General features: G+C 63.3%; 26 protein-coding genes and 1 tRNA gene. 20 read left to right on the forward strand and 7 right to left on the reverse strand.

Going from position 1 to position 25858, the window contains the following annotated elements:
• Positions 1 to 14 precede the first annotated feature (14 nt).
• The 3 genes from E4K09_RS25255 (at position 15) to E4K09_RS25265 (ending at position 2935) form a co-directional block, all read left to right on the forward strand.
• A complete protein-coding gene (locus E4K09_RS25255; RefSeq protein ID WP_244610679.1) occupies positions 15 to 938 on the forward strand; it encodes a carbohydrate ABC transporter permease in 924 nt (307 codons plus the stop codon).
• A gap of 20 nt (positions 939 to 958) precedes the next feature.
• Positions 959 to 1795: a carbohydrate ABC transporter permease gene (locus tag E4K09_RS25260; protein WP_134500393.1), complete on the forward strand. Its 837-nt coding sequence runs from the start codon at positions 959 to 961 to the stop codon at positions 1793 to 1795.
• 90 nt (positions 1796 to 1885) lie between these two features.
• Complete coding sequence (locus E4K09_RS25265; RefSeq protein ID WP_134500394.1) at positions 1886 to 2935, forward strand: ABC transporter ATP-binding protein; 1050 nt, start codon at positions 1886 to 1888, stop codon at positions 2933 to 2935.
• A 101-nt stretch (positions 2936 to 3036) separates the two neighbouring features.
• Here E4K09_RS25265 and E4K09_RS25270 read toward each other — a convergent pair whose 3' ends face one another.
• A complete protein-coding gene (locus E4K09_RS25270) occupies positions 3037 to 4011 on the reverse strand; it encodes a LysR substrate-binding domain-containing protein (protein ID WP_134500395.1) in 975 nt (324 codons plus the stop codon).
• A 201-nt stretch (positions 4012 to 4212) separates the two neighbouring features.
• On the opposite strand from E4K09_RS25270, the gene E4K09_RS25275 reads away from it, so the two are divergent.
• From E4K09_RS25275 to E4K09_RS25290, 4 genes are read left to right on the forward strand one after another with little or no spacing between them, the layout of a single operon-like run.
• Positions 4213 to 5379 (forward strand): acyl-CoA dehydrogenase family protein, encoded by a 1167-nt coding sequence (locus E4K09_RS25275; protein ID WP_134500396.1) that lies wholly within the window; start codon positions 4213 to 4215, stop codon positions 5377 to 5379.
• Positions 5376 to 7463: an acetate--CoA ligase family protein gene (locus E4K09_RS25280; protein WP_134500397.1), complete on the forward strand. Its 2088-nt coding sequence runs from the start codon at positions 5376 to 5378 to the stop codon at positions 7461 to 7463. The genes E4K09_RS25275 and E4K09_RS25280 overlap by 4 nt, the downstream gene beginning before the upstream one ends.
• 46 nt (positions 7464 to 7509) lie before the next feature.
• Positions 7510 to 8964 (forward strand): NAD-dependent succinate-semialdehyde dehydrogenase, encoded by a 1455-nt coding sequence (locus tag E4K09_RS25285; protein ID WP_134500398.1) that lies wholly within the window; start codon positions 7510 to 7512, stop codon positions 8962 to 8964.
• Position 8965: 1 nt separating this feature from the next.
• Complete coding sequence (locus E4K09_RS25290; protein ID WP_134500399.1) at positions 8966 to 10942, forward strand: 3-hydroxyacyl-CoA dehydrogenase NAD-binding domain-containing protein; 1977 nt, start codon at positions 8966 to 8968, stop codon at positions 10940 to 10942.
• 255 nt (positions 10943 to 11197) lie between these two features.
• On the opposite strand, the gene terL is transcribed toward E4K09_RS25290, so the two are convergent.
• From terL to E4K09_RS25305, 3 genes are all read right to left on the reverse strand, one after another.
• On the reverse strand, positions 11198 to 11632 hold the full coding sequence (terL, locus tag E4K09_RS25295) for a phage terminase large subunit (protein ID WP_134500400.1): 435 nt from the start codon (positions 11630 to 11632) through the stop codon (positions 11198 to 11200).
• A gap of 363 nt (positions 11633 to 11995) precedes the next feature.
• A complete protein-coding gene (locus E4K09_RS25300; protein WP_134500401.1) occupies positions 11996 to 12184 on the reverse strand; it encodes a hypothetical protein in 189 nt (62 codons plus the stop codon).
• A gap of 586 nt (positions 12185 to 12770) precedes the next feature.
• Positions 12771 to 12846: transfer RNA gene (locus E4K09_RS25305), tRNA-Ala, on the reverse strand.
• 179 nt (positions 12847 to 13025) lie between these two features.
• Here E4K09_RS25305 and E4K09_RS25310 point away from each other — a divergent pair.
• The 3 genes from E4K09_RS25310 (at position 13026) to folD (ending at position 14663) form a co-directional block, all read left to right on the forward strand.
• A complete protein-coding gene (locus E4K09_RS25310; protein WP_134500402.1) occupies positions 13026 to 13316 on the forward strand; it encodes a YggT family protein in 291 nt (96 codons plus the stop codon).
• A 12-nt stretch (positions 13317 to 13328) separates the two neighbouring features.
• Positions 13329 to 13631: a DUF167 family protein gene (locus E4K09_RS25315; protein WP_134500403.1), complete on the forward strand. Its 303-nt coding sequence runs from the start codon at positions 13329 to 13331 to the stop codon at positions 13629 to 13631.
• Positions 13632 to 13760: 129 nt separating this feature from the next.
• Positions 13761 to 14663, forward strand: coding sequence for a bifunctional methylenetetrahydrofolate dehydrogenase/methenyltetrahydrofolate cyclohydrolase FolD (gene folD / locus E4K09_RS25320; RefSeq protein WP_134500404.1), 903 nt, complete (start codon positions 13761 to 13763; stop codon positions 14661 to 14663).
• A gap of 211 nt (positions 14664 to 14874) precedes the next feature.
• Here the strand turns inward: folD and E4K09_RS25325 are convergent, their stop codons facing one another.
• The gene (locus E4K09_RS25325) at positions 14875 to 15549 is read right to left on the reverse strand and encodes a hypothetical protein (RefSeq protein ID WP_134500405.1); all 675 of its coding nucleotides are present in this window, start codon (positions 15547 to 15549) and stop codon (positions 14875 to 14877) included.
• Between the two features lie 121 nt (positions 15550 to 15670).
• A complete protein-coding gene (locus E4K09_RS25330; RefSeq protein WP_134500406.1) occupies positions 15671 to 16558 on the reverse strand; it encodes a LysR family transcriptional regulator in 888 nt (295 codons plus the stop codon).
• A gap of 198 nt (positions 16559 to 16756) precedes the next feature.
• Here E4K09_RS25330 and sdhC point away from each other — a divergent pair, with 198 nt between their 5' ends.
• From sdhC to E4K09_RS25350, 4 genes are all read left to right on the forward strand, one after another.
• On the forward strand, positions 16757 to 17152 hold the full coding sequence (gene sdhC / locus E4K09_RS25335; protein ID WP_134500407.1) for a succinate dehydrogenase, cytochrome b556 subunit: 396 nt from the start codon (positions 16757 to 16759) through the stop codon (positions 17150 to 17152).
• Between the two features lie 10 nt (positions 17153 to 17162).
• Entirely contained in the window at positions 17163 to 17582 is a 420-nt protein-coding gene (gene sdhD, locus E4K09_RS25340; RefSeq protein ID WP_134500408.1) for a succinate dehydrogenase, hydrophobic membrane anchor protein, read from the forward strand.
• An 11-nt stretch (positions 17583 to 17593) separates the two neighbouring features.
• Positions 17594 to 19417 (forward strand): succinate dehydrogenase flavoprotein subunit, encoded by a 1824-nt coding sequence (gene sdhA / locus E4K09_RS25345; protein WP_134500409.1) that lies wholly within the window; start codon positions 17594 to 17596, stop codon positions 19415 to 19417.
• Positions 19418 to 19542: 125 nt separating this feature from the next.
• The gene (locus E4K09_RS25350; RefSeq protein WP_134500410.1) at positions 19543 to 20325 is read left to right on the forward strand and encodes a succinate dehydrogenase iron-sulfur subunit; all 783 of its coding nucleotides are present in this window, start codon (positions 19543 to 19545) and stop codon (positions 20323 to 20325) included.
• A 64-nt stretch (positions 20326 to 20389) separates the two neighbouring features.
• Here E4K09_RS25350 and E4K09_RS25355 read toward each other — a convergent pair whose 3' ends face one another.
• Positions 20390 to 20569 carry a hypothetical protein gene (locus E4K09_RS25355; protein WP_134500411.1) on the reverse strand — a complete coding sequence of 60 codons (180 nt, stop codon included), beginning with the start codon at positions 20567 to 20569 and terminating at the stop codon, positions 20390 to 20392.
• On the opposite strand from E4K09_RS25355, the gene E4K09_RS25360 reads away from it, so the two are divergent.
• The 6 genes from E4K09_RS25360 to sucC all read left to right on the forward strand — a co-directional run bounded on the left by E4K09_RS25360 (position 20570) and on the right by sucC (position 25849).
• Positions 20570 to 20815: a hypothetical protein gene (locus E4K09_RS25360; protein WP_134500412.1), complete on the forward strand. Its 246-nt coding sequence runs from the start codon at positions 20570 to 20572 to the stop codon at positions 20813 to 20815. It begins immediately after the preceding gene.
• An 85-nt stretch (positions 20816 to 20900) separates the two neighbouring features.
• Positions 20901 to 21494: an AprI/Inh family metalloprotease inhibitor gene (locus E4K09_RS25365; RefSeq protein ID WP_134500413.1), complete on the forward strand. Its 594-nt coding sequence runs from the start codon at positions 20901 to 20903 to the stop codon at positions 21492 to 21494.
• Between the two features lie 41 nt (positions 21495 to 21535).
• Positions 21536 to 22720 carry a cell division protein ZapE gene (zapE, locus tag E4K09_RS25370; protein WP_244610680.1) on the forward strand — a complete coding sequence of 395 codons (1185 nt, stop codon included), beginning with the start codon at positions 21536 to 21538 and terminating at the stop codon, positions 22718 to 22720.
• On the forward strand, positions 22717 to 23349 hold the full coding sequence (locus E4K09_RS25375) for a TetR/AcrR family transcriptional regulator (protein WP_134500414.1): 633 nt from the start codon (positions 22717 to 22719) through the stop codon (positions 23347 to 23349). Before zapE ends, E4K09_RS25375 begins: the two co-directional genes overlap by 4 nt.
• A gap of 229 nt (positions 23350 to 23578) precedes the next feature.
• Complete coding sequence (gene mdh / locus E4K09_RS25380; protein WP_134500415.1) at positions 23579 to 24541, forward strand: malate dehydrogenase; 963 nt, start codon at positions 23579 to 23581, stop codon at positions 24539 to 24541.
• 108 nt (positions 24542 to 24649) lie between these two features.
• Complete coding sequence (gene sucC, locus E4K09_RS25385) at positions 24650 to 25849, forward strand: ADP-forming succinate--CoA ligase subunit beta (protein ID WP_134500416.1); 1200 nt, start codon at positions 24650 to 24652, stop codon at positions 25847 to 25849.
• Positions 25850 to 25858 lie beyond the last annotated feature (9 nt).

Below are 25858 nucleotides of genomic sequence, written 5' to 3' on the forward strand. Positions count from 1 at the left end.
GTCACGATCCGTCAATGAGCAACGTCAAGACCGAACACCGTCCCGCCAGGCGTTTCCAATCCGAAACGCTTCTCGATCTGGTCAGTCGTTGGGCCTTCATGGTTCCGGCAGGCCTTATCCTGGTGGCGATGCTGGCTTATCCCATTCTCTATACGCTCGAGATCAGCTTCGCGCTGATTGACCTGTCGACTTTTCAGGTCACGGAATGGGTAGGCTGGGAAAACTATGAGTTCGTGCTGAGCGACAGCCGCTTCTGGGCTTCCCTGAAAGTGACCGCCGTCTATCTGGCACTGTCGCTGCCGCTGCAGATGGTGCTCGGTTTTGGCATCGCATATCTCATCAATGTCGAATGGAAGGGGCGCGGTTTCATCCGCGCCCTGTTCCTGATCCCGATGGTCGTCGCGCCCGTGGTAGCCGGCGGTGTTTGGAGGATGATGCTCGACCCCCTCTATGGGTTGACCAACTATCTGCTGAGCTTTGTGGGGCTTGGGCCGTATGACTGGCTGGGCGATTCCTGGCTGGCCATGTTGACCATCGTCATCATCGATACCTGGCGCTGGACACCATTCATCGTTCTAATCGCTACCGCTTCAATCCTGTCGCTATCGCGCGACATATTTGAGGCGGCAGATATCGATGGTGCCAACTGGTGGACTAAGCTGTGGTCGATCAGCATTCCTTTGCTCCTGCCCATGATCGTAGCAACCTTCATCGTCCGATGGCTTGGTGCGGTGAAGATGTTCGATATCGCGTTGGCTGCAACCGGCGGCGGCCCAGGAGCGGCGACTCAGGTGATCAACCTCTATATCTATGAAGAAGCGTTCAGGTCGCTGCATTTCGCCGAATCCGCAGCGATGGCCATGATCGTTCTTGTCGGCACAATGATGCTGACCGGCGTGTTTCTGCGTGGAAGCCGTAAACTGGAGGATCTGTATTGATCAGGAGCAATTCTCCGCGGATGCTCATGCATCGTTTCGCGGTCACGCACAAACTGCGTATCGGAGGCGGCATTGTCGTTGCACTGCTATTCCTGCTGCCCGTATTCTGGATGGTGCTGACCTCGTTCAAGTTCCAGCGGGATATCTTCACGACGCCGCCGACGGTGTTCTTCACCCCCACGCTCGAGAACTACAGCAACTATCTTCAACGCAGCAGCATTCCCTATCAGATGCTGAATACGGCCATTGTGGCCTTCGGGTCCGGGCTGATCTCGATTTTTACGGGTGCCATGGCGGGATATGCCTTGGCGCGGCTGCGCATCCGCGGAGCAGGCCTTCTTGGAGTGCTGATCCTGATGTCGCGTGGAGTGCCTCCGATCGCGCTCGCGGTGCCCATGTTCCTCGTCGGCCGCAGCCTCGGGCTGATCGACAAGCACATTTTCCTGATCCTCGCCTATTGCACCTTCCTGATCCCTTACGTCATGTGGCTGATGCGGAGCTTCTTCATCGCTTTGCCGAAGGAGCTTGAGGAATCAGCCATGATCGACGGCTGCAGTCGGTTTGGTGCTTTCTTCAAGATCATCGTGCCGATCTCGCTGCCGGGGCTCCTGTCGACGCTGATCTTCTGCGTCATCCTGGCATGGGAGGAGCTTTTGTTCGCTATCGTGCTGACCAATCGTGTCGCAAGCACCGTGCCGGTCGCTATCGCGAATATCGCCGGCGACACGGTCAACGGAGCGAATTGGGGAGCATTGACCGCGGTCGGCACCATGACGGTGATTCCAGTCGTGATCTTCGCGCTTCTGGTGCAGAAATGGCTGATTCAAGGATTGGCCGACGGTGCGACCAAAGGGTGACCTGCTCATTCAGTGACATCTGGACGGAACCATCTGCCTGCAACGACGGCGCAGGTTCCGTTCTTACCAAAACGTCGGAAGGAATATGACATGGGCGGCGTCCATATCAGGGATGTGCGTAAATCTTACGGCAATATGGAAGTTATTCACGGTGTGAATATCGAGATCCCGGACGGCCAGTTCGTAGCGCTGGTGGGGCCGTCGGGATGCGGGAAGTCGACACTTCTGCGCATGATCGCCGGTCTCGAGGATATCACCTCGGGGTCGATCGTGATACGCGAGCGGGTGGTCAACAACCTGCCACCGAAAGACCGCGACATCGCGATGGTGTTCCAAAACTATGCGCTCTATCCGCATATGTCGGTGCGCAAGAATATGGGTTTTGCGCTACGCCAGCGGAAGTTTCCCAGGGATGAGATTGACCGTCGAGTCGACAATGCGGCTCGTATTCTTGGGCTTGAGCATGTGCTCGACCGCAAGCCGAGGGCCCTGTCGGGCGGTCAGCGTCAACGTGTAGCGATGGGACGGGCTATCGTACGTGACCCGCAGGTGTTCTTGTTCGACGAGCCACTCTCCAACCTCGATGCAAAGCTGCGTGTACAGATGCGCTCCGAGCTCAAGGAGCTTCATCAGAGGCTGAAGACGACGACTGTTTATGTCACGCATGACCAGATCGAAGCCATGACGCTGGCCGACCGGATTGTGGTGATGAGTGGGGGGCATGTCGAGCAGGAGGGCAGGCCCCTGGAGCTTTATGACAAACCCGCAACCCTGTTTGTGGCGGCGTTCATCGGTTCGCCACCCATGAACTTTTTCCAAGGCAAGGCAAGCAGCGGGCGTTTGACGCTCGACAATGGCACCGCCTTGGCACTGCCGGCAGACGTATCCCACGTTCAGGGCGATGTGACGCTTGGTATTCGTCCCGAGCATCTGCGCCTGGGTGAAAATGGATGGCCTGCCGTGGTGTCTGTTGTAGAACCCACGGGATCGGAAACGCAGATCACCGCTCGGATCCAAGATCAGGTCATCCGAATCCTGGTGTCGGGGCGCACCGATGTCGGGCCGGGGGACACGATCTTTCTGGAAACCGGGACACGGCATATGCACTTCTTCGACAGCAAGACTGGAAAGCGCCTCTAATATCACCGAGCAGGCCGGCCCCCAGGGTCGGCCGAGATCGCTTCTGAACCCACGTCGAGACTCGAGACGAAACTGCGGCGGGCGGCCTTTCGAGGGCCGCTTCAGCGCGCGAAAGGATACTCAGCCTGTCGTCGACTGCTTTGCTCTCCTGAACCATCCTGTCCTGCTGTCGGAGCTCGTGACAATGCTGTTGGAGCAGCCTGCGCCTCCCTCACGAGCCAATCGCGGAACAGCCTGATCTTCGTCGTTTCGGGCCGGTCCGTGGGCCAAACCACATAATAGCCGAGGGGCCGGCGCAAGCCCTCGAAGAGCGCAACGAGTTTGCCCGATGTCAGTTCTTCGCTCAGGAGAGCGATCTGCCCCATGGCAATGCCAAGTCCCTCCATCGCTGCCAGATATGTCAGCGCGGAGCTTTCGAAGGTCGTGCCGCGATCGCTGTCCAGTTCAACACCGCTCGCCGCAAGCCAGTCCAGCCAGTCCCGCCGGCGGTAACGGGAGTGCAACAGAACATGTCTGCTGAGGTCGGAGGGACTGTTCACAGGCAGACGCTTCAGCAGCTCTGGGCTCGCAACTGGCTGAATCACATCATCGAATAGCCTGATTGAATGTGTTCCCGGCCAGTCGCCACTGCCGAATTGAATCGCGATCTCCACGGCCTCACGGGTAAAGTCAACGGGCTTGACCGTACTGCTGACCGAGATCGCAGCCTTGGGATAGCGCCTGTAATAGTTCGACAGATGTGGAATCAGCCATTTGGCCGCGAAGGTCGCATAGGCGCGGACCTGTAGCAATCGATCGGGCCCACGCTCCATCAATCGACGGGAAGCCGCAGCGATTGAGTCGAATGACCCTTCGATCTCAGCAGCGAAGTCAGCTCCGGCTTCGGTGAGCTGCGACCCGCCTGGACCACGGTGAAAAAGACGAATGCCGAGAAAATTCTCAAGAACCGCTATCTGGCGACTAACGGCTGATTGCGTAACGTTGAGTTCCGCCGCCGCCTTTACGAAACTACCGTAACGGGCGGACATTGCGAAGACATAGAGCGAATTGAGCGGTGGAATTTCCCGTCCGGCCATGCACTTATTCTCCTCGAAGCTCCGACGCTCGGCCGGCTCCGACGGCGACTTGTGTCGGACCTAGCACGTCGGCCGTCTCAGGGTAAACAAAAACTCATGACCCCTTGCGCCTTTGGAAGTTGCGCGAGGAACAGGATGTCACCAAAACTTGACCCAATCCAGAGGTGAAAAGGCGGCCGGCCGCTGCAATCAGGTGCTTTCATGGACTTTGCCTTCAGCGACGAACAGACGATGTTTGCCGATCAGGTGCGCCGCTTCGCGGAGCAGCATCTGGCCGAAGGGGCGTTGGAGCGGGCGCACCAGACTGGCTTTCCCTTCAATGTCGCGCAGCTTTTGGCGCAGCAAGGGCTTCTTGGCATTGCTTTCCCAGAAGCAGATGGCGGACAGGGCGGAAGCCTCGTGGATGCGGTGATCGCCATTGAGCAAATCGCTCTCAGTTGTCCGAAAAGCGCCGACGTCGTACAGGCAGGGAACTTCGGTCCGATCCGTACCTTCGTTGAATACGCCACACCGCTCCAGAAAGAGAAGTATCTGAAAGACCTTCTTGCGGGGCGTAAGGTGATCAGCCTCGGCATGTCCGAGCCGGAAGCGGGATCGGCAGTAACCGAGTTGAGTACCAGCGCGCGGCTCGATGGCGATAGCTACGTCATCAATGGTACCAAGGTGTTCTCTACCCATAGCCCCGATGCATCACTCTTCCTCATTTATGTCCGGTTCGGGCCGGGTACCGGCGGTATCGGATCAATCCTCGTCGAGCGCGGCATACCCGGGTTCACCATCGGAAAACCCTCCTCTTTTATGAGCGGCGAGGAATGGTCGCAGCTCTACTTCGAAAATTGTCGTGTTCCTGCTGAGAACGTCCTGCTCGGGCCCGGCGGGTTCAAGAAGCAGCTTGCGGGCTTCAACGTGGAACGATTGGGGAACTCCGCCCGGGCGCTTTCCCTTGGACGCTACGCCTTCAATCTCGCACGCGAGCACGCCAGGATCCGCCATCAGTTCGGCCGCCCCCTCTGCGAATTCCAAGGACTGCAATGGAAATTCGCGGATATGTTGCTGAAGCTCGAATCTGCACGGCTGCTACTCTACCGAGCGGCCTCGATCCCAGTGGGTGAATTGCCAACGGCACACGATACCGCACTCGCCAAACTTGCCTGCAACCAGGCGGGCTTCGAGGTGGCGAACGAGGCCGTGCAGATCATGGGCGCGATGGGCTACAGCACGGAAGCGCTGGCCGAATACTGCCTGAAGCGCACACGCGGATGGATGATCGCCGGCGGCTCGATCGAGATCCTAAAAAACCGAATTGCCGAACATGTCTTCGACCGGCGCTTCGAACAGCGCGCACCGCGAATGAAGGCTGCGGAATGACGGGCTTGACCGAATCCAATTCTCTTCACGATGCACTGTTCGCGCCTCGAGGGATCGCACTCATCGGCGCTTCGGACGACCCGTCGAAGACGGCAGCACGTCCACTCCAGTTCTTGCGCAGAGCAGGTTACGAAGGCGCAGTGTATCCGGTGAACCCGAAGCGCGGCACGGTGCTCGGCGAGCGGGCCTGGCCGTCTCTCGAGGCGCTGCCCGGACCAGTGGATCACGCCTATATCCTTTCCGGAACCGAGGGGGCGATCGCGGCAGTCGAGAATTGCGCAAAGGTGGGGGTCAAGGTCGCCTCGATCCTCGCCACTGGTTTTTCGGAGGCGGGTGAGGCTGGTCAGGCCCACGCCGCCTATATCCGAGACCTGGCGCGCGAAGCCGGAATGCGGCTGCTGGGTCCCTCGAGCCTCGGCTTCGTCGATACGAGGCAGGGCCTCCTTCTGACCGCCAATGCCGCCTTCGCAGAGGCGAACGTGCCGGTGGGAGATATCTTCGTCGCCTCACACAGCGGAAGCATCATCGGCGCGCTTCTGTCGAGGGGAAAGGCGCGCGGCGTCGGGTTTGCGGGCTTCGTCTCGGTTGGCAACGAGGTGGATCTGAGCCTGGGCGAAATCTGTGCTGCCGCACTCGAGGACGATAGCATCCGCGGCTATATGCTCTTCTTGGAAAGCATCCGCCATGCCGAAGCCCTCCGCGCATTCGCCCTGGAGGCATATCGGCGCGGAAAGCCCGTGCTGGCGTACAAGCTCGGTCGTTCCGATCAAGCTGCGGAACTGGCTTATTCCCATACCGGAGCGCTGGCGGGGGAAGATGCCGTTGCCGATGCTCTTCTGCGCGAATGTGGAATCGCGCGCGTCGAGACATTGGATGGTTTGATTGAGGCAATGCCTCTCCTGTCGCGTGTGCTTCCTTCCAGAGGGCGAAAGCCAAATGTCGGCGTGGTCACGACCACAGGCGGGGGCGCCGCAATGGTTGTCGACCAACTCGGGTTGCGCGGCATTCCCGTCGGACGGCCGTCCTCTGCAATATTTGACGCGCTTTCCGCAGCAGGAGTCGTTGTCGAACCGGGTCGGATCGTGGATCTCACCATGGCCGGCACGCAGCCCGAGACGATGACGGCAGCGTTAGAGATCCTTCTGGCCGCCAATGAATTCGACCTGATCGTGCCAGTGGTCGGCTCGTCGGCACGCACGCGCCCCGAACTCGCGGTCGAGCCCATCGTCAATGTCGCCTCCGATCGCGCCCCGCTCGCAGTCTTCATCGTGCCGGACGCACCAGGCGCACTGGCGCTTCTTGGTGATGCCGGGGTGCCTGCCTTCCGATCGCCGGAATCCTGCGCCGACGCGATCGCTGCGGCGCTGGGTCGTGGACAGCCGCGACCGAGCGTCGGGCGAATACCGGACGAGGGTGATCGCCGGGCTTTGAATGAACACTCGGCTTACGGAATTCTCGACACCCTTGGAATCGACCGCGCGCCGACCGTCGTGCTGCCAGCCGGAGAGCCGGTGCCGGAACTGCCGTTCGACTGGCCGGTCGTGGCCAAGATCCTCTCGGCGGAAGTCCCGCACAAGACCGACCTGGGGGGGATCGCGCTCAATCTCGCTGATGCCTCCCAACTCGGGGAGGCCGCGGCGACCATCCGCGCTCGCATAGGAAGCAAGATACCCGCCGCTGCCGACGCGCCGGTCCTCATACAGCCTATGGTGAGAGGCCTTGGCGAGGCCCTGGTCGGCTATCGCATTGACCCGGAGGTCGGCCCCATCGTCATGGTCGCGGCGGGAGGCATATTCACCGAGATCTATCGCGACCGTGCCATTCGCCTCGCGCCCGTGACACTGGAGACGGCGCACGAGATGATTGCGGAGGTTAAGGCCTTCGCCGCATTTGAGGGCTTTCGCGGTCGCGAGAAGGGTGACCTCGAAGGTCTGGCCCGTGCCATCGTGGCGCTTTCGTCATTGGCAACACAGCCCGAACTCGGCGTGGTGGAAGCGGAGATCAACCCGCTTCTCATCCTCCAGGCCGGCCAAGGCGTCGTCGCCGTCGACGCTCTCATTCAGGTCACCGGAGCGGATGCATGATAGGCACCAGGTCATGCTGGAACTTGACGGCCGGTGGGGATAGACGATGAGGATCGAGGACACAGTAGACGCGGACTACCCGGCGCTGAAACTTTTTATCGCCGGGCGCTTCGTCGAGGATAAGCCGGCGGAGACGACCGCTGTTCTGAACCCGGCGACCGGCGAAACTCTGGCGTTCATGCCGCATGCGACGCCCGCGCAGATGGATGAAGCCATCGCGGCTGCCGGTCGCGCCTTTCCTCTTTGGCGCCGGATGTCCGCGCAGGAGCGCGCCGTGATCCTAACACGCGCCGCCGCTCTGATCCGCGAACGGCGCGAGAGCCTTGCCCGGATCGTGACAGCGGAACTCGGCAAGCCGCTGGCGGAGGCTCGGGCCGAGGTGGATACGGCCGCAGCCATCTTTCAGTGGGACGCGGAGGAGGGCCGTCGCGCCTATGGCCGCATCATCCCGTCCCGTCAGCCCGGCACGCGGCTCATGGCGGTGCGCGAGCCTCTCGGTCCTATCGCGGCCTTTGCACCTTGGAACGCACCGATCAACACCCCTGCACGTAAGATCAGCGGCGCTCTCGCGGCCGGTTGCACCGTGGTGCTGAAGCCAGCCGAGGACACTCCGGGCGCTGCTCTCGCCTTAGCCGGCATTCTTGCGGAAGCAGGACTGCCGAAGGGTGCACTCTCCGTCGTGTGCGGCGACCCCGTGAGGATCTCCGAACGCCTGCTCGACAGTCCGATCATCCGCGGCGTGACATTCACCGGCTCCACGGCTATCGGCAAGATGCTGGCGGCTCGCGCCGCTGCAACGATAAAGGTCATGCTGGCGGAGCTCGGCGGCCACTCCCCCGTTTTGGTCTTCGAAGACGCCGATATCGAGGCGGTTGCGACCGCGGCCGTGCGGGCGAAATATCGCAATTCCGGTCAGGTCTGCATCTCACCGACCCGCTTCTATATCCACGAGAGTGTTCACGACCGGTTTGTGAACTGCTTCACCGAGGCGGCTGCCCGTCTGAGGTTAGGGGACGGTCGCGATCCAGCGACGACGATGGGCCCGGTCATCAACGCCCGGCGCATCGCGGCCCTGGATAGGTTCGTGCTCGATGCCCGTAACCGAGGCATCGAGATTAGGCAGAGCGGCGTTCTCCCGGAAAAACGCGGCTTCTTCTTCCGTCCGACGATCCTGGTCAATGGACGCGAGGACTGTCTCGCCGCCAACGAGGAACCCTTCGGTCCGCTTGCCCTGACCCGATCCTTCGGCAGTCTCGAGGAGGCCGTGGCCTTGGCCAATCGCCTTCCGTTCGGCTTGGCTGCCTACGCCTTCACCCATGATAGCCGACGCATCATCCAGCTTGGTGAAGAAATCGAGAGCGGCAATGTGATCTTCAACCACTGGCAGGCCTCCTTGCCGGAGACACCCTTCGGTGGTGTCAAGGATAGCGGCATTGGCCGCGAAGGCGGAATCGAAGGATTGGTTGCTTTCCAGACCGTCAAGTACATTAGCGAGGCATGAGATGGGCTCGATTTCTCCCGTTCGGATCGAGCGCGAAGGTATTGTCGCCTTTATTATCGTCGACAACCCTCCCATCAATGCGGGATCGATCGGTGTGCGCGCAGGGCTCGTCGCAGCCTTTGCAGAACTCGCGCAGGAGAAGGACCTTCGCGCAGCCGTCCTGATCGGCGCCGGGACGACATTCGTTGCGGGCTCCGATCTGCGGGAGTTCTCGGGACCACTCGGCGATCCGCAAATGCCCGCAGTGATCGCCGCGATAGAGGCCTTTCCGCACCCCGTCGTTGCGGCGATTCACGGAGCCGCTTTGGGCGGAGGTTTCGAGATTGCCTTGGCTTGCGACGGCCGGGTAGCAGTGTGCTCTGCGGTGGTAGGATTGCCCGAGATAACTTTCGGCATCATTCCAGGGGCCGGTGGAACGGTGCGTCTGCCAAGGCTCGTTTCCCCTGCCGTCGCGCTGGAGATCATCACGTCCTGCCGTCGGGTGCAGGCGGAAGAGGCGCTGCGCCTCGGGATGATCGATCAGATCGTGACCGACCTGCGGCGAGGGGCTGCCGATTACGCACGGACGATTCACGCGAAGCGGCGCCTGCTGGAAGCGCCGGTGTCAGGAGCTCTGGATGCGGAGTTCGAAGCCGCTTGTGTGTCGGCTCTGACCTCCCGCCCCAACCATCCTGGAATCACAGAGGCGATCGAGGCGGTGCGCCGCGCAGCGACGGCTCCCGCTGGCGAGGCGTTGGCCGAGGAACGATCGACGTTCCAGCGGCTCCGCCAGACACGCGAGGCGGCAGCGCTGCGCCATCTCTTCTTCGCCGAACGGCAGGCGGGTCGGCTCGAAGGAGAGCGGACCGAGCCGCTAGCGGTGGGCAGGGTCGGCATCGTTGGTGCGGGGACAATGGGCACCGGGATCGCTGCCGCTTTCGTCGGGGTAGGCCTTTCCGTCTCCCTCACCGATCAGAATGCCGCTTTTCTGACGCAAGCGCCGGCACGCATCGCTAAGCTTCTGGCTCGGCGCTCGGCGGATTCCGCTGGGATGGTCGCTAGGCAAGTGACGATAGGCTCCGATGTGAGGGCACTCGAGAATTGCGATATCGTCATCGAAGCCGTTTACGAGAACATGGAGACCAAAACTGATGTGCTCAAGCAACTCAGCGATCTCTTGCCCCCTGAGGCGCTGATCGCGAGCAACACATCCTATCTCGACATCAATGTGCTGGCGCAAGCGAGCGGTCGCCCGGAACGCTTCCTCGGCTTGCACTTCTTCAGTCCGGCGCATGTGATGAAGCTGCTAGAGGTCGTTCGCGGAGACGCGACGACGCTAGAGACGTTGGCGACTGGTCTGGTTCTCGGCAGGAAGCTCGGCAAAATCACCGTGGTGGCAGGGGCCGGGGAGGGCTTTATTGGCAATCGCATCTATAACGCCTATCGCAGGGAGTGCGAGTCGCTGGTCGAGGAAGGCGTGCTGCCCTGGGACGTGGACGCGGCGCTCGAAGCCTTCGGCTTCGCCATGGGTCCTTTCGCGGTAGGCGATCTCTCCGGTCTCGATATCGCCGTGGCGCACCGCCGCCGCCTGCGTGAGGCGGGCCGCATGCCTCCCGGTCTGACGCTTTTGGAGGAGGTCGCCGCGCAAGGGCGTCTCGGACGCAAGACCGGCGCCGGCTGGTACGACTACCCGGAGGGAGCCCGCCGTGGCCTCCCGGCCCCAGCAGTGGAAGCCCTGATTGCCGAACGAGCCATTGTGCACCGGCCAAGAGCGCAGGAGGATATCCAGAGGCGTGCCCTGGCTGCGATCATCGAGGAGGCAACGCGGGTGCTTGATGAAGGCTTGGCGGCCCGGCCTTCGGACATCGATCTCGTGCTTGTTCATGGCTACGGTTTCCCGGCGGCAAAGGGCGGCCCGCTCTTCTGGGCTGCCGGCCAGCCACCCAGCGTGTTCGCGCATGCCCTAAGGGCACAGGTTCTGTCGCAAATCCGAGCTTGAGCCAGGGAGACGGAGCGATCCAGGCTTGGCGATTATGCAGCAGGATTGGCGTGGTGAACTGACCTTTGCAAGGTCGCGCTCAAAAGTAATCCTTTGCGCAAGTCAGCCCCTGTGCGGCACGAGGCAACTCCTCGACTGGAGCCTATAGTTACTCGAAGGCTGGACACGATTTTTACGCCAATGCCGCCAGAAATTTTGCTCTGCCGAAATAAAGTGCCATGTCTCATAAAGGCGTTCTGAATCATCAGCTTGCCCTTACAAGAACCGGATTCGCGGCGCATTGAACTCATTCTCCATCGCCCAGGCTAGAAATTGCGTCATGCTGTCAATCTGATCGTCATGGCGGCCGTTCGGGAAGGCTGCCACCTCCCGCTGGAACTCACCGAGCCAGGGCGCATCCTCCGGGATGACGATCCGGCCCGCTTCGATCTGCGCTGTTTGGTTCGAGGCGCGCATGATTTTGTCGCCCTGCGGGGTGATCGCGATCGGGTGGACCGATCCGGCATGACGCAGCTCCTGGATCAGCTGCGTCCCCGAACCCTTGTCCTCGATCAGCACCGCATGCGGACGGTGTTGGTGATAAAGATCGAGCACGCGGCGTTTCAAGGCCGGGTAGTCGAGGCGGTCGCGCTCCACGGCAAGAAGGTAGTAGCTGCCGTTGCGGATCAGCCAGGTCGTGCAGAACCGAATAGTCGTTCAGCTCTCCCGCCTTCGAGGCCGTGTCCCAGCTCTGGATGATCTGATCCTCCGGCTCGTGGACAGGGGGATGTTTGAACCGCCGGAACCAGGACCACCGGATCAGACCTCCGTCGATCGGCACCGGCTGCTGCTGATACTGGGCTGCAAAGTCATAGGTGCCGAGGTTCTGCCGCATCTCGCCGAGCACCTCGGCCGAGTCCCGCTCCGGGTGAAGAATGTCGCCGATCCGACGCGTGTGAACCTGTCCGGGACCGATCGGGATTTTCTCGTTCACTTCGGCCATCGCCGGCAGGTTCAGGTGGTGCCAGCCGCCCCGCTCCAGACTGCGGCGTATCGGAAAATCGGGCCGCCTCTTCACTCGCGCACGAGTGGCTTGGGGCTGTCCTGATGGCGATCCTCTTCCTCCGCCAGCACCTCCAAGTGCCGGGCGGCGTCGAGGAGTTGGTTCTTGGTCTCGATTAACGAGATCTGCCGGGCGATGGTCTGGATCTGCTCGGCCTGCTGACGATACTCAGCCGCCCTATTTGGTTGGGGATGATCCACGGACTGGAGCCTTGGGTCTTCGGGCGCTCAGAACAATGGCTGTCAACGCATAGCGCCTGGCTCGCTGTTCCATAATTAAGGCTCTGCGAATCCGATTTTCAGTTTCCCCGATAGCGAGCAGCGTCGCGCCAGTGAGCGAAGGCTTGGCTCTCGCTCCGACCTTTCACCTCGATTATCTTGCCCAGGTAGGTGCCGACGGCGATCCAAGCCGTCTTTGATCGCTGATCGACGCACCTCATAGAGCTTGTCCCATACACGCACCGTTCGTTTCATTGGGGCGGCTCAGGTTTGAAGGATCGTCCTCAAGCTGCGGCGAGAGCGCCGCGTCTCCGCGCGGCCCGTCGCCTTCTCGGCATTTTGAATGATAAAAGTAGTCTCTATTGCGTGCAAACAAGTCTCTGTCACGGGTAGGCGGCCTCTCGGAAATTTCGTGCGAGAGGCCTGAGACAGGGGCATGTAGGAGTTATTTGAATCGCCAGAAAATGTGCTGGAAATTGTCTCTAATTAAGAAACGTCTGCTATAAACCCGCGGAATTTGGCGGTTGCAGACTTTGATTACACTTATTCTTACGAAAGTATGACTGCTTGGTGGAGCTGAGGGGATTCGAACCCCTGACCTCTGCAGTGCGATTGCAGCGCTCTCCCATCTGAGCTACAGCCCCGGTCGGTATCAAGACCAAGCGGGCCGAGTATTAGGCCTCCTGGCTTCGGTCTGTCAATCGGCGAGAGGGCGGGTGGACGTCGTCTTTTGGGGGAGAAGGGCCGCTTTTGCTGGGCGCGCGGGTTGTTCAGCCCCGCTTGGAGGGTTACATGAGCAGCGCCCGATCCCGACAGGTTTCCCATGCGCGCATTGTTCGAAGTCATCCTGGTTGCCCTGCAGCTCTATACCTACCTGATCATCGCCTCGGCGATCCTGAGCTGGCTGGTGGCGTTCAATGTGGTCAATACACGCAGTGAATTCGTCCGCTCGGTCTGGAAATTCCTGGACGCCGTGACCGAGCCCGCCCTGCGGCCGATCCGCAACATCATGCCCAATCTCGGCGGCGTCGATATCTCGCCCGTGATCCTGATCCTCCTGATCATGCTGGTGGACCGCGCCATCCGCTACTACGTCCTTCCCTTCGTCTTCTGAGGAGAGGAGGTCCTGAGCCTGCCCTGGCGCAGCCGTCCGGACGGTCTGGAGGTCCGGGTGCGCGTCACTCCCAGGGGCGGGCGCGACGCTGTCGACGGGGTGGAGACGCTCTCAGACGGCAGGCCGGTCCTGAAGGTCCGGGTGAGGGCCGCGCCCGAGAACGGGGCCGCCAACGAGGGCGTGAGGCGCCTGCTCGCCGAAGAGCTGGAGCTGCCTGCCTCCGCCGTCAGGCTGGAAGCCGGTGGGACGGGCGAGAGCATCGGACGTGAAAAGCGGAGTCCACTTTTTGGGTCCAATCCGATGCTCCCTCTTTAAATTAGCGCATCGTTCGGGCAGAAAACCGGGCCCACTTTTCTGCACGATGCGCTAGCTGAAGACATTTCTGATCGCCGGTGAGGGGGAGGCCCTCGCCAGAGACATCGCCGCTTTGACAGGACAGCATCCATGAGCGCCACGATCATCGACGGAAAAGCCCATGCGCAAGGCCTTCGCGCCCGGATCGCGGATGCGGCCGCGAGCCTGTCGAGCCGGGGCGTGACGCCGGGGCTCGCCGTGGTGATCGTGGGCGAGGACCCGGCCAGCCAGCTCTATGTGAAGAACAAGGCCCGCCAAACCGTGGAAGTGGGCATGCGCTCCTTCGAGCACGTCCTGCCCGCCTCCACCACGGAGGCGGAGCTCCTGGCCCTGGTCGCCGGGCTCAACGCCGATCCGGCGGTGGACGGCATTCTGGTCCAGCTGCCGCTCCCGAAGCAGATCGATGCGCAGAAGATCATCGAGGCGATCGATCCGGCGAAGGACGTGGACGGGTTCCACCCGATCAACGCGGGCAAGCTCATGACCGGCGTTCCGGGCCTCGTCTCCTGCACGCCCCTGGGGTGCCTGCTGCTCATCCAGTCGGTGCGCCGGGATCTCGCGGGTCTGAACGCCGTGGTGGTGGGTCGCTCCAACATCGTCGGCAAGCCCATGGCGCAGCTGCTCATCGCCCAGAGCTGCACGGTGACGGTGGCTCATTCGAGGACCCGCGAGCTGCCCGGGGTCTGCCGCGAGGCCGACATCCTGGTAGCGGCCGTCGGGCGGCCCGAGATGGTGCGGGGCGACTGGGTCAAGCCCGGCGCCATCGTGATCGATGTCGGCATCAACCGGGTGCCCAATCCGGCCGCCGGCGAGGGCAAGACCAAGGTCGTCGGCGACGTGGCCTATGGGGAGGCGGCCCAGGTCGCGTCCGCCATCACGCCCGTGCCCGGCGGCGTGGGCCCGATGACGATCGCGTGCCTGCTGCGCAATACCCTGGAGGCGGCCTGCCTGCGCCGCGGTCTTCCCATGCCGGCGGTGGATTTCGCGGCATAGGGCATCGGGCGTGAAAAGTGGAATCCACTTTTGGGATCCATCCGATGCTCCCATTTCAAGGCAGCGCATCGTTGAGCGGGACACCGGGTCCGCTTTTCACGGACGTGGCCCTACGGGTCGCTGACGCGGCCCTCTGGGTCCGCACGATACGCTGGAGCCCGGAGCGGGCGCCGCTTCGGGCTTGGTCCGACATTTTGGCACGATGCGCGGATCAGTTGGCCGCGAAGCAGTAGAACAGGCCCGCTCCACCGGTGCTCTTCAGGGCATCCTGGCTGCACCCGCCCCGCGTCGGGTGCGAGGTGTTCCAGGATTTCGCGGGAGGCTCCTCGTTCAAGCCCATCCGGTCATGGTGGCCGACCATGGCGGCGCCCTCCGGGCCGCTCTTCGTCCAGTTGCCGCAGGTTCGATCCTCGGCCCCCGCGAAGGCGGTCCCGTCCGGCTGCGATCCGGTCAGGATGTCGTGCTCGTTCGGTTGGTCGCCCCGGCCCTTCACCATCGCGCCCTTCTCGGTCAGGGCCGTCTGCTTGTTGAGGTTGTTGTTGGCACTGTGCAGGTCCGCCACGTCCTTGGCGATCACGGTTCCCTTGGCGTTCTGCCAGGGTCCTCGGCCGATCCGGTCCCTGGCGTTGACGGCGGTGGCGCCGCCCATGGCCTGAGTGGAGAGATAGGCGCGCCAGACCTTGCCGCGAATGCCTGCCGCCTCCGCAAGGGACTGGCAATGCCGATCGGCGCCGTCCAGGCCGCCGAGATCCGCGCCTTTGCCCGATCCCACGCTGGTGACGAAGAAGGTCGTATCGGCAGAGGCGCCGCCGCCCTGCGCATAGGCGTTCAAGGGAAATGCCGCCACAAGGCCCAATACGGGCCATAAGCTCCTCACCCTGGTCATTCGTTCCTCCTGCATTGTCGCGGCAGACCTGAGAGGCTGCCGTACCCGGCAGGATCCTCGTCCTCCCGTAACGTTTCAAGGGCGGGAGAAGAGCGGCGAATTCCCAAAGTCGTGATCGGGTTCAGCCCTGGCGTCTCAGGTGCTCCGCCAGTTGCCGGGCCGAGGGCGGCAGGTCCTTGAGCGAGCGGATGCAGAGGGTCAGGTCGCGGGCGGCCCAGGAATCCTCCAGGGTCACCGGGTGAATGGCCATGGTGTGGGCAGCCCGCTGGGCTGTCGTCTCGGGCACGATGCCGAGGCCGACACCCGCCTCCACCATGCGGCAAACGGCATCGAAGCTTCTGAGCTGCACCCTCAGGCGCAAGGGCTTGCCGATGCGGCTCGCCTTGCTCGACAGGAAGCGCTGAAGGGCGCTCGCCCGGTCGAGACCCACGAAGTCGTGCTCCAGCACCTCGGCGAAGGCGATGCTGCGACGGGCGGCGAGGGGATGGTCCTGCGGGACCACCAGGACGAAGCGGTCGCTGCGGAAGGGGTAGGTTTCGAGCTGGCCGGTCTCCACCGTGCCGGCCACGATGCCGATGTCGCCCACGCCTTCGGCGATGAGCCCCACGATCTCGTCGCTCAACCGCTCCTCCAGGTCGATGGAGACCTGCGGATGCCGGGCCAGGAAGGCGCCCAGGGCCTCGGGGAGGAACTCGGTGAGCGCATTGGTGTTGGAGAGGATCCGGATCTGGCCCGCGAGCCCCCCGGTATAGGTCCCGAGATCCTCCTTGAGCCTCTCGGCCTGGGCTAGGAGCGTGCGGGCGTGCTGAAGGAGGGTTCTTCCGGCGGGGGTCGGGGTGACGCCAGCGCGGGTGCGCAGAAGGAGGGGAGCGCCCAGCGACTTTTCCATGTTGCGGATGCGGGTGCTGGCCGCCGCAAGGGCAAGATGGGCCCGCTCGGCCCCATGGGTGATGCTGCCTGCCTCGACCACATGGCGGAAGAGGCTCAAGTCGGTCAGGTCGAATTGCATAGGTGTCCTTCGTCGTTCGCGAAGGGAGATAAGAATAATTAAAAATTGTGCGTTAAGCGAGCCCGGTGCATCTTCGTCACTGACGAAGTGTGCCTCTTGTGACCCTCCAGGGCGGAAGGCGATTGCGGTGTTCCCGCGCTTCCGATACGAACCATTCCAAACTACGGGCGACCCTGTCGCCAACCAGGAGTGAAAGCTATGGCTGAGGCGAAAGTGGCCCCGCGGCCCTTGTCCCCGCATCTTCAGATTTACCGGTGGAGCTGGACGATGGCGATGTCCGTCGCTCACCGCATCACGGGTCTCGCGCTTTACGGGGGCATCGCGCTTTTCGCGATCTGGCTGGTGGCGCTCGCGTCCGGGCCGTCGGCCTTCGACGCCGTGCAATGGTTCTTCGGATCCCCCCTCGGGTACCTGATCCTGTTCGGCTACACCTGGATCCTCATGCACCACATGCTCGGCGGCGTCCGCCACCTGGTGTGGGACTTCGGCCATGGGATGGAAGCCGCCCAGCGCATCAACATGGCGCGCTTCACCCTTGTCGGCTCGGTCGTGCTGACCCTGGCGATCTGGGTTACCGCCTTCCTCGCGTTCTAAGGAGAGAGCCATGGTCGACAACAGGTTTGACACCCGCGTATCCATGCGCACCCCGCTCGCCCGCGTGAAGGGCCTCGGCGCTTCCGGGCACGGCGTCGAGCATTGGTGGATTCACCGCGTCACGGCGGTGTCCAACATCCCGCTCATCATCGCCTTCGTGATCATCGTCGCGGCGCTGGCCAACTCTCCCTCCTATCAAGAGGCGATTGCCGTCATCTCGCACCCGCTGGTGGCGATCATCCTCATCCTCGCGGTGATCTCCGTGGCGAACCACATGCGCCTGGGCATGCAGATCGTCATCGAGGATTACGTGCACGACAAGGGCTACAAGATCGCAGCCCTCATCGCCAACAACTTCTATGCGGTGATCGTCGCGGTGGCGTGCCTCTATGCCATCCTCAAGGTCAGCCTCGGCCGCATCCTGCTCTAAGGAATTCTCTCATGGCTCAAGCAACGAACGGCCCGGCCATCAACGGCAAGGCCTATGACATCATCGATCACACCTTCGACGTGGTGGTCGTGGGCGCGGGCGGTGCGGGTCTTCGCGCCACCGTCGGCTGCTCGCAGGCGGGCCTGCGCACCGCGTGCATCACCAAGGTGTTTCCCACCCGGTCGCACACGGTCGCGGCGCAGGGCGGCATTTCCGCGTCCCTGGGCAACATGGGGCCGGACGATTGGCGCTGGCACATGTACGACACCGTGAAGGGTTCCGACTGGCTGGGCGACCAGGATGCCATCGAGTATCTGGTGCGCAACGCTCCCGCCGCCGTCTATGAGCTGGAGCATTGGGGCGTTCCCTTCTCCCGCACGGCGGAAGGCAAGATCTACCAGCGTCCCTTCGGGGGCATGACCACCGAGTACGGCAAGGGCACCGCCCAGCGCACCTGCGCGGCCGCCGACCGCACGGGGCACGCGATCCTGCACACGCTCTATGGCCAGGCGGTGAGAAACCAGACGAACTTCTTCATCGAGTATTTCGCCCTCGATCTGATGATGGACTCGGACGGCCGCTGCATCGGCGTCGTGGCGCTCAACCAGTCCACCGGTGAGATCCACCGCTTCCGCGCCCACATGACGATCCTCGCCACGGGCGGCTACGGACGCGCCTATTTCTCGGCCACCTCCGCGCATACCTGCACGGGCGACGGCAACGCCATGGTGCTGCGCGCAGGGCTCCCGCTGCAGGACATGGAGTTCGTGCAGTTCCACCCCACCGGCATCTACGGCGCAGGCTGCCTCATCACCGAGGGGGCGCGCGGCGAGGGCGGCTACCTCACCAACTCGGAAGGCGAGCGCTTCATGGAGCGCTATGCCCCCTCCGCGAAGGACCTCGCCTCCCGCGACGTGGTGTCCCGCTCCATGACCATGGAGATCCGCGCCGGCCGCGGCGTGGGCAAGAACAAGGACCACATCTACCTGCACCTCGATCACCTCGACCCGAAGATCCTGCACGAGCGCCTGCCGGGCATCTCGGAAAGCGCGAAGATCTTCGCGGGCGTCGACGTGACGAAGGAGCCGATCCCCGTTCTGCCGACCGTGCACTACAACATGGGCGGCATTCCCACGAACTATCACGGCGAAGTGCTGACCCTGAAGAACGGCAACCCCGACACGGTGGTGCCGGGCCTCATGGCGCTGGGCGAAGCGGCCTGCGTGTCCGTGCACGGCGCCAACCGCCTGGGGTCGAACTCGCTCATCGACCTCGTGGTGTTCGGCCGCGCGGCGGGCCTGCGCTGCGCCGAGATCCTGGAGCCGAACGCCCGTCACGCGGACCTGCCCAAGGGCGCCGACGAGCTCGCGCTCTCGCGCCTCGACAAGTTCCGCTATGCCAACGGCTCGACCCCGACCGCGCAGCTGCGCCTCCAGATGCAGAAGACCATGCAGAACAACTGCGCGGTGTTCCGCACCGGCGAGGTTCTGGAAGAGGGCAAGAAGCTCATCCACGACGTCTGGAACGCCGCCGCCGATGTCCGGGTCACGGACCGCTCGCTCATCTGGAACACCGACCTCCTCGAGACGCTCGAGTTCGACAACCTGATCGGGCAGGCGGTCGTCACCATGGAAGGCGCTGCCAACCGCGAGGAATCCCGCGGCGCGCACGCCCGCGAGGACTTCACCGAGCGCGACGACAAGAACTGGATGAAGCACACCCTGGCATGGCTCGACGACACCACCCACAAGGTGACCCTCGATTACCGGCCGGTGCACACCTACACCATGTCGAACGACATTCAGTACATCGAGCCGAAGGCTCGCGTGTACTAACCAACACCCGTCATGGCCGGGCTCGTCCCGGCCATCCACGTCTTCCCACGCCAGAGCGGAGCAAAGGCGCGGATACCCGGCTCAAACCGCCGGGCATGACGAAGTAGAGGCAAGGTAAGACCTAAATGGCCCAATTCACGCTTCCCAAGAACTCCAAGTACACCGAAGGCAAGACCTGGCCGAAGCCGGCTGGCGCCTCCAACATCCAGGAATTCCGCATCTACCGCTGGAACCCGGACGACGGCGCCAATCCGCGCATCGACACCTATTACATCGACCGCGACGATTGCGGCCCGATGGTTCTCGACGCGCTCATCTGGATCAAGAACAACGTCGATTCGACGCTGGTCTTCCGGCGCTCCTGCCGCGAAGGCATCTGCGGCTCCTGCGCCATGAACATCATGGGCAAGAACACGCTGGCCTGCACGCTCGGCATCGAGGATTGCGAGTCGGATTCGATCAAGATCTATCCGCTGCCGCACATGCCGGTGCTCAAGGATCTGGTGCCGGACCTCACGAGCTTCTTCGCCCAGCACGCCTCCATCCAGCCCTGGCTGCAGACGGAGACGGCGGAGCCCGAGACCGAGTGGCGTCAGACGCCGGAGGAGCGTTCCAAGCTCGACGGCCTCTACGAGTGCATTCTCTGCGCCTGCTGCACCACGTCCTGCCCGAGCTATTGGTGGAACGGCGACCGCTTCCTGGGCCCCGCGGCCCTGCTCCAGGCCTATCGCTGGCTCATCGACAGCCGCGACGAGGCCACCGGCGAGCGTCTCGACAACCTGCACGATCCGTTCCGGCTCTATCGCTGCCACACGATCATGAACTGCGCCAACACCTGCCCCAAGGGCCTGAACCCGGCGAAGGCCATCGCCGAGGTCAAGAAGATGATGGTGGCGCGCGCCGTCTGATCCGCCAAAAAGCCTAGCGCGGCACCGGCGTTCCATTGTAACACTCCGGGCGTGAGCCTCTGGCTCACGCCCGGAGTTTTTCATGCCTGTCCTTCTTGCCATCCTGGGGGCGCTCGCCGCCGCCATCTGGTACTAACGCCTCCGCGACCTCGGCCAAGCGGCCGGCGAGGTTGTCGACACCGCTCAGCGCGTGCGCGGCCATTACCGGCGCAAGCAGTTCCGCCAGAAGGCGGAGATGCGGCATGTGATGGGGTTGACCGACGCGCAGGAGGCCTTCACGTTCGCCCGGTGGGTGGCAGGCCACGCCACCGATCCCAACACCCTGTCCCTGAGGTTTGCAAAGCTCTGGCTCGCCGCCCTCGACGTTCCTCAGCGGGAAGACATCCACGCCATGGCGCAGCGGGTGATCGAAGCCGATGGCACGCCGACCCAGGGTCAAATCAGCGCTCTCAAGCTCCTGCGCGATCGGCTCGGCTTGACTCGCTCCTGATCTCTGCCATTTCACGGAGGCCGCAACCACGAATTCTGGGATCATATCCCTACAGACACAAGAAGCTCCCGCTGCGATGACCGACATGACACGACGTGCTTTTGCCCTGACTGCCACCCTCTGCGCCGCGCTCTCGCTCGGTGCATGCTCCTCCGCGCGCCTCGGCGGACCGGCGATGGGCAGCGCCTCCGCGGCACCTGCGGCGCCTGCGCCGATCGAGGCGGTGCCCTCCGGCCCGGTCGAATCCGCACCGCTCGCGCCCATCGAAGGTCAGCCGCTGCCGCCCATCGGCGGCGCGCCGGCCCCCCTCGGCTCCGAGCTGACGCCCCCTCCGGGAACCGATGTGGCCGGCCTGCCTCCCGCGGCCGCGCCGGCGCCGATCGCACCGGCCGCGCCCGCGAGCCGCACCGCCATGATCGGCAACTGGACGGTCCGCGAGGCGTCCGGCAAATCCTGCCGCATCCAGCTCTCGAGTTCGCCCGCGCTCGACCTCTACCGGGCGTCCGCCTCGGGCTGCTCCAATCAGGATCTGTCCAGGGTCAATGCCTGGGATTATCGCGACGGCGAGGTCTATCTCTACCAGACCGGCGGCGCCGTGGCGGCGCGCCTGCGCGGTTCTTCCTCGTCGCTCGCCGGCGTTCTCGCCAAGTCCGGCGCTCCGCTGTCGCTGGCGCGATAATCACATTGCCCTCGCATCCGGCGGACGGTATCGGTTGTCCCGTGACCGATACCGATTTCCGCCCGCCCCAATCCATCATCGCCCGCTACGATGCGCTCGTGTCCTCAGGCACGATCGAGCGTGATCCCGCGCAGGTCAGGCTCCTGCGCCAGCTCCAGGCCTTGGCCGAAACGCTCGGCAACTACCGTCTCGCCCGCAAGCCCAGCGCCCTGGGCTGGCTCTTCGGCAAGAAGAACCCGGCTCCGCCGAAGGGACTTTATATCTGGGGCTCCGTGGGGCGGGGCAAGACCATGCTCATGGACCTGTTCTTCGAGGCGCTGCCGGTCAGGCGCAAGCGCCGGGTCCATTTCCATGCCTTCATGGCCGATGTGCATGAGCGCATCCACGATGTCCGACAGAAGCTGAAGACGGGTGCCGTCAAGGGAGACGATCCCATCGCGCCTGTCGCAGAGGCTCTGGCAGCGGAATCCTGGGTTCTCTGCTTCGACGAATTCACCGTCACCGACATCGCCGACGCGATGATCCTGGGGCGGTTGTTCACGGCGCTCTTCGCCCACGGGGTCGTGGTGGTCGCCACCTCCAACGTGGAGCCGCAGCACCTTTACGAAGGCGGCCTCAACCGGGCTCTCTTCCTGCCCTTCATCGCGCTTCTGCAGGAACGGATGACGGTCGTGAAGCTCGAATCCCGTACGGATTTCCGGCTGGAAAAGCTCGCGGGCAGCCCGGTCTTCTACACGCCCGCCGACGAGCGATCGCAGGCGGCGCTCACCCGCGCCTTCAGGAGCCTGACCGGCCGCGAGCAGGGCAGGCCGGTGACGCTGACCGTCAAGGGGCACCCGGTCGAGGTGCCGCAGGCGGCGTCCGGCGTCGCCCGGTTCTCCTTCGAGGACCTCTGCTCCAACCCGCTCGGAGCCGCCGACTATCTGGCCATCGCCGACGAGTTCGAAACGGTCATTCTCGAGAACATCCCCCGGATGACGTTCGAGCGCCGCAACGAGGCCAAGCGCTTCATCATGCTCGTGGATGCCTTCTACGATGCCCACGTGAAGCTGCTCGCCTCCGCCGAGGCCGAGGTTCATGAGCTCTACCGGGCCGATTCCGGCCGCGAGGCCTTCGAGTTCGATCGCACCGTGTCGCGCCTGATCGAGATGCGGTCTGAGGAGTATCTCTCGCTTCCGCACGGGCGCCCGGAATGCGGCAGTTCCGAAGGTCTGGTCGAGACATGAGGAGGCCCCGCGGCGGCATCCAGCGGATCACGGAGGCCGACGTTCCAGCCGACAGCCGCCTGCTCGCCATCGCGGCCGACCAGCTCAAGCGGCTCGGGCCCCGGCACGTGACGGTCGTCGGCATCGCCGACGCCGCCAACATGACCCATGCCAACGTGTATCGCTACTTCGCCTCGAAGGCGGCTCTCATCGATGCGGTGGCGGGCCAGTGGCTGCGCCGGCTGGAGGCGATCATCGCCGATATCGCCGACTCCCCCGATCCCGCCGACGACAAGCTGGAGCGCCTGATCCAGGCCTGGGCCCGCACGCATCGGGAGTTGCTGAAGGAGGACCGGCACCTCTTCGACGTCTATTGCTCCGCCACCGAGACCTCGCGGGCGCTTGTCCGCAAGCACCGCGCCCGGATGAGGGGGCTCATCGAGCGCGTGCTCGACGAGGGCATCGTCACCGGCAAGTTCGATCCCCGCGACCGGGAACGGGCGCTCGCCTTCGTCAGCGATGCGGCCTATCGCTTCATCAATCCGCTGACCGTCCGTCTGGACGCGGAGGTGCCCCAGGACATTCTCGACCAGCGCCTGGCTGCCATGATCCGGGTCATCCTGCGATCCCTGGAGATCGGGACCGTCTAGGGGTAATTACATTTTCCAGAAAATGTAACAGGAAAATTTGCCGGGTTCTTCAGTTGCCAAGCCGCTGAAATCACGAGCTTTTCCAAAATGGACAGATGTGTGCTGCCCTCCCGGAGGCCTTCAGGCCTTGCCGGTTAACCTTTTGCTGGCTTGAAGCGCCCCCATTTCTGGTGTCAAACAGCGCCACCTTTCATAAGGCTCCAGCCTTCCAAACACCCAAGGACAAACCATGGCCCGGAAAAAGATCGCGCTCATCGGTGCAGGCCAGATCGGCGGAACGCTCGCCCATCTCGTCGGCTTGAAGGAACTCGGCGACGTCGTGCTCTTCGATATCGCGGAAGGCATTCCCCAGGGTAAGGGTCTGGACATCGCGGAATCCGCGCCCGTCGACGGGTTCGACGCCAAGTACAAAGGCGCGAACGACTACGCCGCCATCGAAGGCGCCGACGTGATCATCGTGACCGCCGGCGTGCCCCGCAAGCCCGGCATGAGCCGCGACGACCTCATCGGCATCAACCTGAAGGTCATGGAAGCGGTCGGCAACGGCATCAAGCAATATGCTCCGAACGCCTTCGTCATCTGCATCACCAATCCGCTCGACGCCATGGTGTGGGCGCTCCAGAAGTTCTCCGGCATCGCTCCCGAGAAGATCGTCGGCATGGCCGGCGTGCTGGACTCGGCTCGCTTCCGCCACTTCCTGGCCGAGGAGTTCAACGTCTCGGTCGAGGACGTGACCGCCTTCGTGCTCGGCGGCCACGGCGACGACATGGTGCCGCTGGTGCGCTACTCCACGGTGGCCGGCGTCCCGCTGCCCGACCTCGTGAAGATGGGCTGGACGAGCCAGGAGAAGCTCGACGCCATGGTCGAACGCACCCGTAAGGGCGGCGGCGAGATCGTCAACCTGCTCAAGACGGGCTCCGCCTTCTACGCTCCGGCGGCCTCCGCCATCGCCATGGCCGAGAGCTATCTCAAGGATAAGAAGCGCGTCCTGCCTTGCGCGGCCTATCTCAACGGCCAGTACGGCGTGAAGGACATGTTCGTCGGCGTGCCGATCGTGATCGGCGAGAACGGCGTGGAGCGCGTTGTCGAGGTTGCGTTCTCGGCGGAGGAGAAGGCCATGTTCGAGAAGTCGGTGGCTTCCGTGCAGGGCCTCGTGGACGCCTGCAAGCAGATCAACCCCTCGCTCGCCTAAACATCGTACGTCATGGCCGGCTTCGGGCCGGCCATCCACGTCTTAAACCGCCACGCCCCCAGGCGTGGATGCCAGGGCCGAGCCCGGGCATGACGGAGAGGAAAACAGATGAATATCCATGAATACCAGGGCAAAGCCATCCTGAAGGAGTTCGGCCTGCCCGTCTCCAATGGCGTCGCCATCTTCTCCGCCGACGAGGCGGAGGCCGCCGCCAACAAACTCGGCGGACCCCTTTGGGTCGTGAAGTCCCAGATCCATGCGGGCGGCCGCGGCAAGGGCAAGTTCAAGGAGGCCGACGCCGGCGAGAAGGGCGGCGTGCGTCTCGCCAAGTCCGTCGACGAGGTGAAGCAGTTTGCCCAGCAGATGCTCGGCAAGACCCTCGTGACCATCCAGACCGGCGAGGCCGGCAAGCAGGTCAATCGTCTGTATATCGAGGACGGCTCCGACATCGAGAAGGAGTTCTACCTCTCGATGCTCGTCGACCGCGAGACCGGCCGCGTGGCCTTCGTAGTCTCCACCGAAGGCGGCATGGACATCGAGCAGGTCGCCCACGACACCCCTGAGAAGATCCTCACCTTCTCGGTCGATCCGGCCACCGGCATCATGCCCCATCACGGCCGCGCGGTCGCCAAGGCGCTTGGCCTGAAGGGACCGCTCGCCAAGGAAGCGGAAGACGTCACCTCCAAGCTCTACAAGGCCTTCATGGCCAAGGACATGAGCATGCTGGAGATCAACCCGCTCATCGTCACGAAGGACCAGCACCTCAAGTGCCTGGACGCCAAGATCTCGTTCGACTCGAACGCGCTCTACCGGCATCCCGAGGTCATGGAGCTGCGCGACCTGACGGAAGAGGACGAGAAGGAAATCGAGGCCTCCAAGTTCGACCTCGCCTATATCGCCCTCGACGGCACCATCGGCTGCATGGTCAACGGCGCGGGCCTCGCCATGGCGACGCTCGACATCATCAAGCTCTACGGCGAAGAGCCGGCGAACTTCCTCGATGTCGGCGGCGGCGCGTCCGAGGAGAAGGTAACGGCGGCGTTCAAGATCATCACCGCCGACCCGAACGTGAAGGGCATCCTGGTCAATATCTTCGGCGGCATCATGAAGTGCGACGTCATCGCCCGCGGCGTGATCGCGGCGGTGAAGACCGTCGGCCTTCAGGTTCCGCTGGTGGTGCGCCTCGAGGGCACGAACGTGGAAGAGGGCAAGCAGATCATCCGCCAATCCGGCCTCAACGTGATTCCGGCGGACGACCTCGACGACGCCGCCCAGAAGATCGTGAACGCCGTGCGCGGCGGAAAGTAAGGTTTCGAG

This window comes from Microvirga pakistanensis, from assembly GCF_004458765.1.
GTDB classification, from domain to species: Bacteria; Pseudomonadota; Alphaproteobacteria; order Rhizobiales; family Beijerinckiaceae; genus Microvirga; species Microvirga pakistanensis.